We start from the raw sequence: 13,397 nt of genomic DNA, 5'->3' as shown, positions 1-13,397 counted from the left end.
CGCCGGAAGCCATGTGGGTGCTTCCGACGCGCTAAGTTAATCAATCGACTGAATTTAGTCGATCGACATGACGTGGTCAACTCCCTGGAGGCTGCAGGGCGGCGCCAGTCAGCCCAGTGTGGGAGGCAGCTGGGCGGTGAGTGCCTGCTTGCCGGTGGTTGCGCTGCCGAGTACCGCGAAGCCGCGCAGGCTGCCGTCCGGCGCGACGAAGCGGGCCGTCAGGCCATCCGCGTCGCCATCTACCTGCCACGTGCCGTCGCTGCCGGTGGGGGGCGGGGCGACCACCGTCGGTACCGCCGGGGTCTTCACCAGCACCGGCATGGCCGGGTAGCGCACGTCGGTCGGGGTGCCGGTGAGGGTCTGGGCCAGCGCGCGGACCTGCTGCATGATCGGCATCACGAAGGGCAGGCTGAGGCCGTCCACCTCGGCACAGTCGCCGATCGCGTAAACGTTCGGTGCGCTGGCGGCCAGGCGGCGGTCGACGACGATGCCGCGCTGGGTGGCGAGCCCCGCCGCGGTGGCGATGCCGGTGCGCGGACGCAGGCCGACCGCCGACAGCACGAGGTCCACGTCGAGCTGGCTGCCGTCATCGAGCTCGAGGCGATAGCCGTCCGCCTGGCGGGTGACGCTGCGTGCCGCGGTGCCCATGCGGAAGCGGACACCGGCGGCCTCGAGGCGTTGCTGGAACCAGTGCCCCGCGGCCTCCGGCAGCAGGCGGCCGAGGGGCCACGGGGCGGGGTCGAGCACCGTCGGCACGATGCCGCGGGCCAGCAGGTCGTTGGCGAACTCGCAGCCGATCAGGCCGCCGCCGAGGATGGCGATGCGCTGCACGCCGTCGAGGCGGGCGCTGAAGCGGGCGAAGTCGTCGAGGTCGTTGACCGACAGCACGTCGGCGGCGCCTTCACCGGCGAGGGGCAGGCGGATCGGGTCGGCGCCGAGGGCCAGCACGAGGTCCCGGTAGACCAGTTGTTCACCACCGGCGAAGGTGACCCGGCGGCTCGCCGCGTCGAAGCCGGCGACCGGCGTGTGGGCGAGGATGCGGGCTCCGAGTTCTTCGGCCATCCGGTCGGCGCTCTTCATCACCAGCGAGGCGGCAGTCTTGCCGTCGGCCAGCGCGTTGGACAGCATCGGCTTGGAGTAGAAGGGCGCCGCGTCGCGGCTGACCAGCACCAGCGGAACGGTCTTGTCGAGCTTGCGGATCTCGCGGGCCAGGTTGTAGCCGGCGAGGCCGGTGCCGAGGATGAGGATGGGCAAGTCGGGATGGGACATCGGTAGGTCCTCTTGATTCGGTCAGACGGGGGCGGCGCGGAGGGGAAGGCGCGCCGCCCGGATGGGCAGGGTCAGATCTCGACCATCTCGAAGTCCGACTTGGCGACGCCGCAGTCGGGGCAGGCCCAGTCGTCGGGGATGTCGGTCCAGCGGGTGCCGGGGGCGATGCCCTCGTCGGGGAGGCCGGCCGTTTCGTCGTAGATGAAGCCGCAAACGATGCACTGATAGGTTTTCATGGCGCGCTTTCCTTTTTTGTCTGAGTGTCGGGATTGAATGGGGTCGGGTTGCGTTCAGGCGCCGAGCTTGTCGAGGGCGGCCTGGTAGTGGGCGGCGTGGCGTTCCTCGACCTTGGCAAGGGCGGCGAAGCGCTTGGCGGCCTTTTCGAGCACGGCGCGGAACTGTTCCGCATGTTCCTTCGACTCGGCGATCTGATCATCGATCTCCTGCACTGCGGCGTCGTTACCTTCGGCGACGGCGGTGTGGCGGAACGCCGGGTACATCTCGGTGTACTCGTAGGTCTCGCCTTCGATGGCGAACTGCAAGGCGCGGGCCGGGCTCATCTTGGCCTTCGGGTAGAGCAGGTCGAGGTGGCCGAAGGCGTGCATCACTTCCTGGTCGGCGGTGGCTTCGAAGGCCTTGGCGGTTTCCTCGTCGCCCATTTCGCGGCACAACTTGGCGAAATAGCGGTACTTGATGTGGGCCATCGATTCACCGGCGAAGGCGGCTTCGAGGTTCTGGATGGTGGCCGAGGCGGGATTGTGGAAGGGGTTTGCCATGATGGTTCTCCTGGTGGTTGTCGTGTTGATCGGGATTCGATGGAGACCATGGTATGGCTGTGGGGAAAATACTTGAAATTGATTGTTTAAAGAATTCTGATAATAAATAACTATTAAATCGCTGTGCCGCCCCAGATTGGGGGCGGCGTGGATCAGCCGGCGAAGGGCAGGTCGTAGTCGACGGTCAGCGGCGCGTGGTCGCTGAAGCGCTCATCCTTGTAGACGGCGCTGCGCACCGCGCGGGCGCCGAGATCCGGCGTGGCGATCTGGTAGTCCAGCCGCCAGCCCACGTTCTTGGCCCAGGCCTGGCCGCGGTTGGACCACCAGGTGTAGCAGGCATCGGTGGCCTCGGGATGGAGGCGGCGGTAGGTGTCCACCCAGCCCTGTTCGTCGAACAGGCGGCTCAGCCAGGCACGTTCTTCGGGCAGGAAGCCGGAGTTCTTCTGGTTGGAGCGCCAGTTCTTGAGGTCGATGGCCTGGTGGGCGATGTTCCAGTCGCCGCAGATCACCACGTCACGCCCGCTGGTTCGCAGTTCGGCCATGTGCGGCAGGAAGAGGTCCATGAAGCGGAACTTGGCGGCCTGGCGTTCTTCGGAGCTGGAACCGGACGGCAGGTACAGGGAAACTACCGACAAGTTGTCGAAGTCGGCCTGCAGATAGCGGCCTTCCAGGTCGAACTCCTCGTGGCCGAGGCCTTCGACGATGCGGTCGGGTACCTTGCGGGTGTAGATGCCGACGCCGCTATAGCCTTTCTTGGCGGCGCAGTGGAAGTATCCCGTCATGTCGGCTGGAGTGCTCATTTCAGGCGTAAGATCCTGCAGTTGAGCCTTCAACTCCTGTACACATACGACGTCGGCATCCTGTTGGCCGAGCCACGTGAGGAAGCCTTTCACGCTGGCGGAACGGATGCCATTGAGGTTGGCGGTGACGACGCGTAACATTTTGTTTGATTTGGTCCATTTTTTTGGAAACGACGTGGATTTTAGCCGTGATTTCATCGCCCTCTCCTGCGACAAGGGCGTGCTGAGGTTTGGAGAGTTCGTCACCAAGGCGGGGCGTCTCTCCCCCTATTTCTTCAATGCCGGGCTGTTCAACGACGGTGCGTCCTTCGGCAAGCTATGCGACTTCTACGCGCAGACCTTGCTGGCGGCCGAGCTGCCCTGCGATATGTTGTTCGGACCGGCTTACAAGGGGATTCCCCTGGTAGCGGGCACTGCGATGCGGCTTGCCGAGCGCGGCCACAACCTGCCGTTCTGCTTCAACCGCAAGGAAGCCAAGGACCACGGCGAGGGCGGCACGCTGGTTGGCGCGCCGCTGGCTGGCCGCGTGGCGATCCTCGACGACGTGATTTCGGCCGGCACCTCTGTGCGCGAGTCGGTGGAGATCATCCGTGCCCATGGCGCCACGCCGTCGGCGGTGGTCATCGCCCTCGACCGCATGGAGCGCGGCACCGGTACGTTGTCGGCAGTGCAGGAAGTGCGCGATGCCTACGGGATTCCGGTGCTGGCGGTGGCCAGCTTGGCCGATCTGATCGCCTACCTGGCCGACAGTCCGGCGCTGAATGCCAACCTGGAGGCCGTGCAGCATTACCGCGACACTTATGGCGTGAGCAGAGAGCGCTGACCCCATGCGACGGCCGGCTCTGCTGTGTGCGTTGTTGGCGACGTTGCCGGTGGAGGCGCAGACGCCCTCCCGGACCGTATATTGCTGCTCGGACAATGGTCATCAAGTATGTGGCGATGTATTGCCAGCCCAGTGCTATGGCAAGAGCTACCGGGAGATGAGCCCGCAGGGCACTGTGCGTCGGCTGGTAGAGGCGCCGCTGACGCCCGAGCAACTGGCACGCAAGGAAGCCGAAGACCGGGCCCGACGGGCTGAACAACTCCGTTTGCGGGCCGAGCAGCGCCGCAACCAGTCCCTGCTCGAAACCTATTCCAGTGTCGCCGACATCGATGCGCGGCGGGATCGCGCGATTCAGGGCGTGCAACTGGAACTCAAGCAGGCCGAGGCTGTGCGTGCCCAGTTGCTGCAAAAGCGGACCGGGCTGACCCGCGAGGCGGAGTTTTACCAGAAGCGCGGGTTGCCCCCCAGTCTGGCGGCCGCGCTGCGGGAGTCCGACAGCGAACTGGCTGCGCAGGGCTTGGTGATCGATGCGAAAAAGCGGGACATCGAGGCCATTCGTACCCGTTATGAGCAGGATCGCAGCCGCTACATCGCACTGACCGAATCTCATTTGGCGCCGCCGTCCCAGCGTTGAGTGCTGCTGGAGCCTTTCAGATCACCTGACCGTTTTCCCGACCATGCTTCGATACAAGATCGTTCCTGTCACACCTTTCGAACAGAACTGCTCCCTGCTGTGGTGCGACGTGAGCCGCAAGGCGGCGGTTGTTGATCCGGGTGGAGATGTGGATCGGATTACCGCCGCCGCCGAGCAGTTGGGTGTGACGGTGGAGAAGATCCTGCTGACCCATGGCCACATCGACCATGCCGGCGGTACCGCCGAACTGGCCCGACGTCTGGAAGTGCCGGTGGAAGGGCCGCAACGGGACGAGAGTTTCTGGATCGATGCGTTGCAGCAGCAGAGCAAGATGTTCGGCTTTCCGCAGGTTGAGACCTTCACACCGGATCGCTGGTTGGCCGATGGGGATGTGGTGACGGTGGGGCAGGAAGTCCTGGATGTACTGCATTGCCCCGGCCATACGCCGGGACATGTGGTGTTCTTCAGTCCGACGGCGCGCCTGGCGGTGGTGGGGGACGTGCTGTTCGCTGGGTCGATCGGACGTACCGATTTTCCGCGTGGCAGCCATGCCGATCTGGTGAAGTCCATCCGCGACAAGCTGTGGCCGCTGGGCAACGATGTGTCCTTCATTCCCGGCCACGGACCGATGTCCACCTTCGGCGAGGAGCGTGACAGCAATCCTTACGTGGGTGACTACGCCTGAGCATCAGGCGCATCCCGGTTTCAGGCGACGAGCTTCAATTTCAGAAAAAGGTAGGTCTGCGTGCGATTTGCGATTATCGAGGACGATCCAGCCCAGATGGAGGTACTGACGGCCTGGCTGAAGGAGGCCGGGCACGATGTGCACGGTTTCACGCTGGCGCGTGAGTTCATGCGCGTGGCAAGTCGCGAGAGTTTCGATCTGTTACTGGTGGACTGGATGCTGCCGGACCTGACCGGCGAACAGGTGTTGCGCTGGCTGCGCGTCGAGCGCAGCAACGATACACCGGCGATCTTCATCACCTCGCGGGACGCGGAGGAGGATATTGCCAATGCCTTCAGTGCCGGTGCAGACGACTACGTGGTCAAGCCACCGCGGCGCATCGAGCTGTTATCGCGCATCGAGGCGGTGTTGCGGCGCGCCCAGCCGAAGAGCCCCAATCAGACGTTGACGGTGGGCCTCTACCACTTCGACCTGGCCAAGAAGACCCTCGGTATCGACGGAGCCGGTGTGGACCTCACGGACAAGGAGTTCGAACTGGCCGCCTTCTTGTTCCGCAACCTTGGCCGCCTGCTGTCCCGTGGTCACCTGCTGGAGGCCGTGTGGGGGCGCAACCCGTCCCTCGCGACGCGCACCGTGGATACCCACATCAGCCGCGTGCGCAGCAAACTCAACCTGCGCCCGGAAAACGGCTTTCGCCTGACCCCTACTTACAATTTCGGCTACCGCCTCGAGCGGATCGATCCGTCCGAACCGTCCGCCCTCGTCTCGCCCGACTGAGGGCGGGACGAGGGGCCGCGACGCGCTTACTTCTTCAGCGCATCGCGGATTTCCCGCAGCAGTTTCACATCTTCCGGTTCCGGCTGCGGCTCGACAGCGGCCGTTTCGGCGGCTGGTTCTTCGCGCTTCAGCTTGTTGATGGCCTTGATCGCCACGAAGATCGCGAAGGCGACGATCAGGAAGTCGATCACCGAGTTGATGAATACGCCGTATTTGAACAGCGGTGCGCCGGCCTTCTCGGCTGCTTCCATGGTTTCGTAGGTCTTGTCGCCAAGATTCAGATAGAAGTGCTTGAAGTCCACGCCGCCCAGCAATTTGCCAAGGACGGGCATCAGCATATCCTTCACGAGGGAGTCGACGATTTTCTGGAAGGCGCCGCCGATGATCACACCGACGGCCAGGTCGACGACGTTGCCCTTGACGGCGAACTCCTTGAATTCCTCGATGAAGCGCACGGTTGCTCCTTTGTAGATGAGTCGATGAAAGCGCGGGGTTTCCGGTAGCACGATCCGATAAGTGCAAGAAATGCGCAAATCTGGCAATAATGCTTGCCACTCGGCCCGAATTTGTTCATGAAAATCGAGTTTGGGAAGTATTGCACTTCGAGTAGAACAATAACCTAATATAGTGGCCGCATTTCAATCAAGAGACGCGACTTGAAAAGCGTTACCGCTTCCCTGCACCGGCCCACTCTCGAGTGGCTGGCGGTGACGTTCCTCTGCGCCGCGCTGGCGGTATTGTCGGCGTGCGAGGGCTGGTTGTGGCGCATCGACCATACCCTTTATGACGATGCGCTTTCCAGTTGGCTGCGACCACCGAGTTCCGACCTGGTGATCATCGCCATCGACGATGCCAGCCTGGCAAGCGTCGGACGCTGGCCCTGGTCGCGCCGTCTGTACGCCAGGTTGATCGACCAGGCGCGTTTGGCGGGGGCTGCAGCGGTCGTCCTGGATCTGCCGCTGGAAACGGCGAGTCGCGACGATCCGGAGGGGGACCGCCTGCTGGCGCAGGCGATGCGGGATTTCCGGCGGGTCGTGTTGCCGCTGCACCAGGCGGGCTCCGGAATGGGCGAGGAGTTGCCCTTGCCGCTGTTTGCCAATGCGGCTGCATCCATCGGGCATGACCAGCTGGAGTTCGACCCGGACGGCATCGTGCGCAGCCTGTACCTGTGGGGTGGCTTCGGGGCGGCACGCAATCCCCACCTCGCGCTGGCTCTGCTGCGGCTGGTCGAGCCAGAAGCGGCGCGGAACTACCGGGAACCGCCGCTTGCCGACGGGCTTGACAACGTGTTGTGGCAGCGGGCCGACTGGCTGCACATCCGTTTTGCCGGGCCGCCGGGTAGTTACACCCATCATCCCTTTCGCGCCGTGCTCAACGGCGATGTGCCTGAAGCGGCGCTTCGCGGCAAGATCCTGTTCGTCGGCCTGACCGCCACCGGCCTCGGTGAGGCGGTACCGACGCCGACTTCCGGCTTGCTCCAGCAGATGCAGGGCATCGAGGTGCAGGCCAACGTCTTCGATGCCCTGCGCCGTGGCGCTACCGTGACGACCCTGTCCCCGTGGGCGGCGGCGGCCGTTGCGGCGGTACTCGTGGTGCTGTTGATGCTGTTCCTGCTGCATGCCGGCCCCAGCGCTGGCCTGATAGCCACTTTCCTGCTCGGCGGTTGCGCGGTTGTGCTGGCCTTTGTCGGGCTTCACGTAGGGGGATGGTGGTTCGGCCCGGCACCGGCGGTGCTCGGCTGCGCCCTGGCCTATCCCTTGTGGAGTTGGCGCCGGCTGGAGTCTGCACAGCGCTACCTGGATGCGGAACTGGTGGCGCTGGAGCGCGAGGGCACGCCCTTCGGTGAGCCACTGAAAGCGGTGGGGGCACACAGCGCGGATCCGCTGGAGCGACGCATCGGCATCGTCCGGCAGGTTGCCCAACATCAGCGGGACGTGCGCCGTTTCATGGCGGCGACGCTGGAACATCTTCCCATCGGCGTGGTCGTCATCGACCCGTACGATCGGGTGATCCTGCACAACGGCCAGGCGCGCCTGCTGCTCCATGCCAGTCACGGCGAGGCCGTACTCGAGGCGCTACGGGCGCTGCCATGGCCGGCCTATCTACCGATGCGCGATGGTCTGCCCGACCTGGGAGGTTTCAAGGGCACCCGCCAGTTTGAACTGAGTAACGGTGAGCGGCATTGTCTGCTGGTATCGGTGGCTGACCTGACCCTCGAGTCGGGGGCGCCACCCGGACGGGTCATCGGTCTGGCCGATGTGACGGTGATGCATGAGGCGCGCCGCAGTCGCGAGGACACCATGCATTTCCTGTCCCACGATCTGCGGGCGCCTCTGGCTTCCATCCTGACGCTCATCGAGGGGGGTGATCCCTCGCCGGAACAGCGGGTGGCTCAGATCCCGCGCATTGCCCGTTATGCCCGGTCGGCGCTCGATTTGGCCGACGGCCTGTTCCGCCTGGTACGTGCGGAAGGGTCGGATCCAAAGGATTTCGTCGAACTTGACCTGGCCGGCCTGGTGGATTCGGCCGCCGACGAAGTGTGGCCCCAAGCCCACGCCCGCGGTATCCGCGTCGAAGTGGATACCCATGCTGCGGACAGTGAGGAGGCTATCGTGCGCGGGGATTTCTCCCTGTTGCGGCGGGCGGTGATCAACTTGCTGACCAATGCGATCAAGTACGGCGCGCCGAACAGTACCGTAGGTGTGAGCCTGCAGGCCGACGGCGGTGACTGGTTGATCCGCGTTCGCGACCAGGGGGCCGGGATTCCCCGTGAAGCGCTACCGCGTCTGTTCAGGCGTTTTGGCCGCATTGGTGGCGATGGGCCGGCCCAACCATCCGGGGTTGGTCTGGGCCTGCTGATCGTCAAAACAGTGGCCGAGCGCCATGGTGGCACGGTGACGGTGGACAGCACGCCGGGGCAGGGCAGTACCTTTGAAATGCGTCTGCCGCTGCGGGTCCTGTTGTCAACGTCGTAGCCCGTCTGAGCAGGTGGTTGTGCTGGGGGACGGCTGTGGCGTGGCACCCAATGGTGTGAATTCGGTCCTGCACATTGCGGATTCCTAGCGGGAGCCCGATCTGGTCCTGATCTGCCAGCACAGTATGCCTTGCGTGACTACGGCTCCCTCTCAGCGCTGGGGATCGCTGTGGCGCCGCTTGGCGCTGTACATGCTCTTGTCGGAGTGGGTCAGCAGTGTGGCGGGGTCGCGGCCGTGATCGGGATAGATGGCTAGGCCTATGGAGCAGCAGATACGTACGTGGCAGTGCCCGAGGTTGATCGGCAGAGCCACGACCCGCGTGATCTTGGTGATGACGCCGTCGAGTGCCCGGCGGTCGTGGGCGCCGTTGAGCAGCACGGCGAATTCGTCACCACCGTAGCGTGCAACGCGGTCTTCACTGCGGAGGGTACGGCGCAGGCGGCTGGCGATGGTTTTCAGCACAGCGTCGCCGGCCTGGTGCCCGTGGGTGTCATTGATCTGCTTGAAGTCGTCGAGGTCGATGAACAGTACTGCGACCCGCTCGCCGCTTTCGGCGGCGCCAGTGATGGCGGCACACAGGTGGCGATCGAAACGGTCCCGGTTGAGCAGTGCGGTCAGGCTGTCGTGGTTGGCGCGGAATTCGTTGAGCGTGGCCCGTTCGTGGAATTCGGTGACGTCCACCATGGTGCCGATGAATCCGCTGATGCGTCCGAGTTCGTCGCGAAGTGGGCCTGCCTCGGCACGCATGCGGCGTCGGCTGCCGTCGTTGGGGTGGATGAAGATGAATTCTTCGGCAAAGCGGGTTGCCGAGGCGACGGCCAGGCGCCAACTGTCCCGTACCCGCAGTTGTTCGCCGGGCGGCAGCAGGTCGAGCCACGGGGTGTCGGTGACCTCGGGCAGGCTACGGCCGAGGATCTGTTCGCAGCGCTCGTTGAGGAAGGTGCAGCGGGCATGGCTGTCTGCCTCGAACAGGCCAGCCGGTGCCTGGCGTGCCAGTTCGCGGAAGCGCATCTCGCTGTGCTGGAGTTCGACCTGGGCGCGGGACAGGCGCTGGAGGTCGCTGCGCAGCTGGCGCGCCTGCTGCTTGAGGAGCGCTTCGCGGCGGACGGTTTCGGTAACGTCGCGGATCTGCAGCAGGCAGTGACGGACACCGTCCACGTCCACCGGGATCACGTCGATGGCCTGCTTGACCCGTTCGTCCTGCTTGCTGCCGGGCGGAAAGAGCGGCAGCGGCATCGGATGCAGCGCATGGGACAGGCGGGCCGACCAGCCGAAATCCAGGGTTTCACGGATGACCAGGGCCAGCCGTGGATCGATTGGAGCGCCGAAGGCCTCGGCCAGCGGGAGCTGGGCCACCCGGACGGCGTCGAGGCCGCTGCGCTGTTCGATCCAGCGGTTCCACAGGCAAATGCGTCCCTCCCTGTTCAACAGGATCAGACCGATGTCGACGCAGTCGGCGAGGAGGGAGTGGAAGCCGGTCATGGCGCGGGTAGTGGATCGTCGTGACCGGGGAGGCGGAACAGGCGGCGGATCTGCGCCATGAAGCTGGTGATCGACGGCACGTCCATGATGAACAGCACGAAGCCGGACAGATTGTGGGCCGCCATGTTCATCGAGATGCGGGCAACCAGGATCACGCTGTCGGCGTCTCGGTCGTCGAGCAGCGTGGCGGCGCTGCGGGACTGCACGCTCGGCAGCGAGCCGATGATCTCGGTGCCGAAGAGGTTGGCCAGACTGGCCATGCAGCTGTTGATGATGATGTTGCCGATCTCAGCGAGGGCATCCTGCTCGAGTTCGGTGATGTGTTGGACGGGTGTATCGTCGCCGAGCATGCGGCGCACGATCTCGAGGCTGCCGTGTTCGGGGAACAGCAGCAGCGCGTCGGTCTGGAAGCCATCGGCTGCGTTGAAACGCTGGTTGATGCGGCACAGGCGGTCGTTGCCGCTATCGGGCCGGCCCCGGGTCAGACGTTCGGTGAGGGCGTCGCGGGACAGAATCTCGATGGCCGGCACCGACAGCTCGATCTCTTCGTGCACGATTGCCGAAAAGGTGGCTGCCGCCTCGCCGAGGGACAGGTTGAACGCTTCGGTTAGTGCGTCGAGTTCGAGATCGGAGAAGGTGTGCATCGCTTCAGTCCAGCAGTTGCAGGATGTCGCTGATAACGGCTTCGCCGATGGGTTTGCGGAAGAAGCGCACGCCCAGCCCAGCTGCCCGCCGCTGGATGGCTTCCTGGACGTTGGCGGTGAGAAGCGCGAGGGTGATGTCGGGATGGGATATGCGGATCTTCTCGGCCAGCTCAAGCCCGGAGATGCCCGGCATGTTCATGTCGAGCACGGCCAGATCGGGATGGGCTGTGGCCAGGATCTCGAGGGCTGCTTCGCCGTTGCCAGCCTCGAGCAGGTTCAGGTCGGGCCGCTGGCTGCGCATGACGGATGCGCAGAGCATCCGGGATGCGCGGCTGTCGTCGACGAGCAGGATCGTTGCAGGGGATGGCATGCTGTCGCTCCGGTGAATTTCTTCGATTGCTAACGGAGGACGGCATATGAACTTGAGTGAACTTATTCACAAGGAATGAGTGTGCTGGAACCATGCCAGCCTCTCCTGCAGCTGATGCTCAGCCGGGCTCACCGGCCAGGGTGTATTCACCGCGCCCGATACGGGCCATCGCCACGGCGAAGCCGGAGATGCCGCCGCCCCGGTAGAACAGGCAGGGCTTGCCGACTCGTTTGCAGTGGGCCTTCACGTGGTAGTAGGCGTTGTGGCTGACGTGATCGGTCGGGCACATCACTGCGTCGGCGCTGCGGATCAGTTCGGGCAAGCGGGACAGGGATTCTTCCTGGCCGCCATCGTGGTGGATCAGTGTGATGCCGAGGCGCCCTGCGAGTTGGCGGTATTGAGCCAGCAGCGCAGCGCGGCCGCCCACATACAGCACGCAGCGTGCGCCCAGCGCGTGTTCACAGGCGGTGCAAGCGTCGCTGCCGGCATCGCAAGTAGCCGGCTCCATGGCCCGCAGCAGATGTTCCAGCGCGTCCCGCTCGGCCAGCGCGGTGTCCCGTTCGGCGGCGATGCGCTGGGCGTCCTCGCGGATGTCCTTCAGGTTGCGCTCCAGCTCCCAGACCCGTCCCGAGGCGGTCAGCAGCTTTTCGTGGGATGCCTGCATGGCCATCAGGCGCTGGCCCATCTCGACGACGACCTGGCCGGATTCGAAGCGTTGCAGGCGCTTCTGCAGTGTGTCGATCTCGTTGCGCAGCGTGTCCCGTTCGGCGCGCTCGGCTTCGGCGGCGGCGAGCTGGCGGCGCAGGGCGGCCACTTCCCGCTTGAGGCCGCCTTTCAGTTCGGCATTCTCCTTTTCCAGATGGGCCAGGCGACGTGTGTCGGCGGCGAGGCCGGCACCAACCTGGTGGGACAGCATGTGGACGTCGGCGTAGGCCTGTTGCAACGTGGTCTGGGAGGCGTTCCGGTGGGTGCACAGGGCCCACAGGGGGCCGGCGACGTCGCCGCGCTGCTGGCATTCGTGCCACAGGGCCAGCAGCTCCTTGTCGTCCTTGAGCTTGCCGAAGCGCTCCATCCACAGCGTGTACTTGCGGTCCAAATGGCGCTGCATGGCTTCGGAAGCGGGGTTGCGACTGCGGCACTGGGCGACGGCTTCCACGTGCAGCGCGAAGTCGTCGCTGGGGCGGGCTGGGAAGTGGAAGCGCTTGGCGAAGCGCTGCAGCTCGTCGATGGACAGGCAGGTGCCGATCAGCGGGCAATGATGCTTGTCGTCCAGATCCCACAGCTTGGGCCGCTTGCGGCCCGCGGTAGCGCCGCTCGGCGCTTCGATGGCCACCATGGCGTTGGCGTATTCGGCGCGCAGCAGGCTTTGCAGGCTCGGGGGCTGGTTTTCAGGGGCGAGACACATGGCGCGCTCCCGTATCTGCGTCTTCCAGTCGATGGGCTGCGCGTTCGCACAGATCGCGGAAGCCCGGATCCAGGTTCGGTTGGTCGGCCAGGCGGCTGAGCAGGTCGGCTGCGCGTCTGGCGGCGTGGTGGCAGCCGGTTTCATCGAAACGGAGGAGCTGGGCGAGGGTTCCGGCCCAGAGGCTGGGCGACTCGGCCGTGGTTGCCGACAGGGTTGGTGTGTTCATCGATTCATCCATTTGAGCTAATGAGAATTGATCTCAATTTAGTGCTGTTGGATTGAAAAGTAAACGAGAATTATTATCAAATAATTGCAGGCGATGTTCCAGCTTGCAGATGCCTCAGATCAAAAGACTGCGGGGCGTGATCCGGATGCCCGGACCACGCCCCGCGGGGCTGGTATCAGTACGACTGAAGCAGCTTACTTAGCAGCGGCGGGCGTGTCAGCGGCCTTGGTTTCTGCCTTGGCTTCAGCCTTCGCCGTGTGCTTGGCGTGCTTCATGTGCTTTTCATGCTTCTCGGCCTTGGCACCCTCGCTCTTGGTCGTCTCGGTCTTCACCGTTTCGCCAGCCTTGGGAGCTTCAGCCTTCGGTGCTTCGGCCTTCTTCTCGGCAGCGGCGGTGGCTGCAGTAGCGGGCTTGGCCGGAGTTGCGGCGGGCGCCTGTGCAAAGGAGGCGGAAGCGAAACCGGCGGCGATGGCGATGGCGATGATCTTGTTCAGCATTTGCGTTCTCCTGGATGACTGGGTCGTTTGTTCC

At 64.6% G+C, this 13,397-nt stretch carries 16 protein-coding genes; 5 read left to right on the top strand and 11 right to left on the bottom strand.

From position 1 onward, the window contains the following. Positions 1 to 108: 108 nt before the first annotated feature. The 4 genes from AC1PPK_RS03795 to AC1PPK_RS03780 all read right to left on the bottom strand — a co-directional run bounded on the left by AC1PPK_RS03795 (position 109) and on the right by AC1PPK_RS03780 (position 2,986). Complete coding sequence (locus tag AC1PPK_RS03795; RefSeq protein WP_481116523.1) at positions 109 to 1,269, bottom strand: NAD(P)/FAD-dependent oxidoreductase; 1,161 nt, start codon at positions 1,267 to 1,269, stop codon at positions 109 to 111. Positions 1,270 to 1,340: 71 nt separating this feature from the next. Next, complete coding sequence (locus AC1PPK_RS03790) at positions 1,341 to 1,505, bottom strand: rubredoxin (protein ID WP_481116522.1); 165 nt, start codon at positions 1,503 to 1,505, stop codon at positions 1,341 to 1,343. A 54-nt stretch (positions 1,506 to 1,559) separates the two neighbouring features. After that, positions 1,560 to 2,045: a rubrerythrin family protein gene (locus tag AC1PPK_RS03785; protein ID WP_481116521.1), complete on the bottom strand. Its 486-nt coding sequence runs from the start codon at positions 2,043 to 2,045 to the stop codon at positions 1,560 to 1,562. 152 nt (positions 2,046 to 2,197) lie between these two features. Next, entirely contained in the window at positions 2,198 to 2,986 is a 789-nt protein-coding gene (locus tag AC1PPK_RS03780) for an exodeoxyribonuclease III (protein ID WP_481116520.1), read from the bottom strand. A gap of 34 nt (positions 2,987 to 3,020) precedes the next feature. Here AC1PPK_RS03780 and pyrE point away from each other — a divergent pair, with 34 nt between their 5' ends. From pyrE to AC1PPK_RS03760, 4 genes are read left to right on the top strand one after another with little or no spacing between them, the layout of a single operon-like run. Then, positions 3,021 to 3,668, top strand: a complete 648-nt coding sequence (gene pyrE, locus AC1PPK_RS03775; protein WP_481116519.1) for an orotate phosphoribosyltransferase — start codon at positions 3,021 to 3,023, stop codon at positions 3,666 to 3,668. A 4-nt stretch (positions 3,669 to 3,672) separates the two neighbouring features. After that, positions 3,673 to 4,302 carry a hypothetical protein gene (locus AC1PPK_RS03770; protein WP_481116518.1) on the top strand — a complete coding sequence of 210 codons (630 nt, stop codon included), beginning with the start codon at positions 3,673 to 3,675 and terminating at the stop codon, positions 4,300 to 4,302. 43 nt (positions 4,303 to 4,345) lie between these two features. Next, positions 4,346 to 4,987: an MBL fold metallo-hydrolase gene (locus tag AC1PPK_RS03765; protein ID WP_481116517.1), complete on the top strand. Its 642-nt coding sequence runs from the start codon at positions 4,346 to 4,348 to the stop codon at positions 4,985 to 4,987. Between the two features lie 60 nt (positions 4,988 to 5,047). Then, positions 5,048 to 5,764: a response regulator transcription factor gene (locus AC1PPK_RS03760; protein ID WP_481116516.1), complete on the top strand. Its 717-nt coding sequence runs from the start codon at positions 5,048 to 5,050 to the stop codon at positions 5,762 to 5,764. Between the two features lie 26 nt (positions 5,765 to 5,790). Here the strand turns inward: AC1PPK_RS03760 and mscL are convergent, their stop codons facing one another. Further along, a complete protein-coding gene (gene mscL, locus AC1PPK_RS03755; RefSeq protein WP_481116515.1) occupies positions 5,791 to 6,219 on the bottom strand; it encodes a large conductance mechanosensitive channel protein MscL in 429 nt (142 codons plus the stop codon). A 201-nt stretch (positions 6,220 to 6,420) separates the two neighbouring features. On the opposite strand from mscL, the gene AC1PPK_RS03750 reads away from it, so the two are divergent. After that, a complete protein-coding gene (locus tag AC1PPK_RS03750) occupies positions 6,421 to 8,739 on the top strand; it encodes a CHASE2 domain-containing protein (protein WP_481116514.1) in 2,319 nt (772 codons plus the stop codon). A gap of 150 nt (positions 8,740 to 8,889) precedes the next feature. On the opposite strand, the gene AC1PPK_RS03745 is transcribed toward AC1PPK_RS03750, so the two are convergent. The 6 genes from AC1PPK_RS03745 to AC1PPK_RS03720 all read right to left on the bottom strand — a co-directional run bounded on the left by AC1PPK_RS03745 (position 8,890) and on the right by AC1PPK_RS03720 (position 13,363). Then, complete coding sequence (locus AC1PPK_RS03745; protein ID WP_481116513.1) at positions 8,890 to 10,221, bottom strand: diguanylate cyclase domain-containing protein; 1,332 nt, start codon at positions 10,219 to 10,221, stop codon at positions 8,890 to 8,892. Continuing rightward, a complete protein-coding gene (locus AC1PPK_RS03740) occupies positions 10,218 to 10,865 on the bottom strand; it encodes a hypothetical protein (RefSeq protein ID WP_481116512.1) in 648 nt (215 codons plus the stop codon). Before AC1PPK_RS03740 ends, AC1PPK_RS03745 begins: the two co-directional genes overlap by 4 nt. A gap of 4 nt (positions 10,866 to 10,869) precedes the next feature. Beyond that, on the bottom strand, positions 10,870 to 11,235 hold the full coding sequence (locus AC1PPK_RS03735) for a response regulator transcription factor (protein WP_481116511.1): 366 nt from the start codon (positions 11,233 to 11,235) through the stop codon (positions 10,870 to 10,872). A 118-nt stretch (positions 11,236 to 11,353) separates the two neighbouring features. After that, positions 11,354 to 12,640, bottom strand: coding sequence for a DUF2325 domain-containing protein (locus tag AC1PPK_RS03730; protein ID WP_481116510.1), 1,287 nt, complete (start codon positions 12,638 to 12,640; stop codon positions 11,354 to 11,356). Further along, positions 12,624 to 12,866: a hypothetical protein gene (locus AC1PPK_RS03725; RefSeq protein ID WP_481116509.1), complete on the bottom strand. Its 243-nt coding sequence runs from the start codon at positions 12,864 to 12,866 to the stop codon at positions 12,624 to 12,626. Before AC1PPK_RS03725 ends, AC1PPK_RS03730 begins: the two co-directional genes overlap by 17 nt. 194 nt (positions 12,867 to 13,060) lie before the next feature. Further along, complete coding sequence (locus AC1PPK_RS03720; RefSeq protein ID WP_481116508.1) at positions 13,061 to 13,363, bottom strand: amine oxidase; 303 nt, start codon at positions 13,361 to 13,363, stop codon at positions 13,061 to 13,063. Between the last annotated feature and the right edge of the window lie 34 nt (positions 13,364 to 13,397).

Source organism: Zoogloea sp. JDB1 (assembly GCF_056724025.1).
Note: the sequence above shows the minus strand (reverse complement) of the source record. Positions and strands in the feature narration are given on the sequence as shown.

Bases quoted from the DNA above. Each gene is read 5' to 3' on its own strand.
- AC1PPK_RS03765 (WP_481116517.1), top strand. From the start codon at position 4,346: ATGCTTCGATACAAGATCGTTCCTGTCACACCTTTCGAACAGAACTGC.
- AC1PPK_RS03725 (WP_481116509.1), bottom strand. From the start codon at position 12,866: ATGAACACACCAACCCTGTCGGCAACCACGGCCGAGTCGCCCAGCCTC.
- AC1PPK_RS03770 (WP_481116518.1), top strand. From the start codon at position 3,673: ATGCGACGGCCGGCTCTGCTGTGTGCGTTGTTGGCGACGTTGCCGGTG.
- AC1PPK_RS03790 (WP_481116522.1), bottom strand. From the start codon at position 1,505: ATGAAAACCTATCAGTGCATCGTTTGCGGCTTCATCTACGACGAAACG.
- AC1PPK_RS03795 (WP_481116523.1), bottom strand. From the start codon at position 1,269: ATGTCCCATCCCGACTTGCCCATCCTCATCCTCGGCACCGGCCTCGCC.
- AC1PPK_RS03735 (WP_481116511.1), bottom strand. From the start codon at position 11,235: ATGCCATCCCCTGCAACGATCCTGCTCGTCGACGACAGCCGCGCATCC.
- AC1PPK_RS03785 (WP_481116521.1), bottom strand. From the start codon at position 2,045: ATGGCAAACCCCTTCCACAATCCCGCCTCGGCCACCATCCAGAACCTC.
- AC1PPK_RS03740 (WP_481116512.1), bottom strand. From the start codon at position 10,865: ATGCACACCTTCTCCGATCTCGAACTCGACGCACTAACCGAAGCGTTC.
- AC1PPK_RS03745 (WP_481116513.1), bottom strand. From the start codon at position 10,221: ATGACCGGCTTCCACTCCCTCCTCGCCGACTGCGTCGACATCGGTCTG.
- AC1PPK_RS03730 (WP_481116510.1), bottom strand. From the start codon at position 12,640: ATGTGTCTCGCCCCTGAAAACCAGCCCCCGAGCCTGCAAAGCCTGCTG.
- AC1PPK_RS03720 (WP_481116508.1), bottom strand. From the start codon at position 13,363: ATGCTGAACAAGATCATCGCCATCGCCATCGCCGCCGGTTTCGCTTCC.
- AC1PPK_RS03780 (WP_481116520.1), bottom strand. From the start codon at position 2,986: ATGTTACGCGTCGTCACCGCCAACCTCAATGGCATCCGTTCCGCCAGC.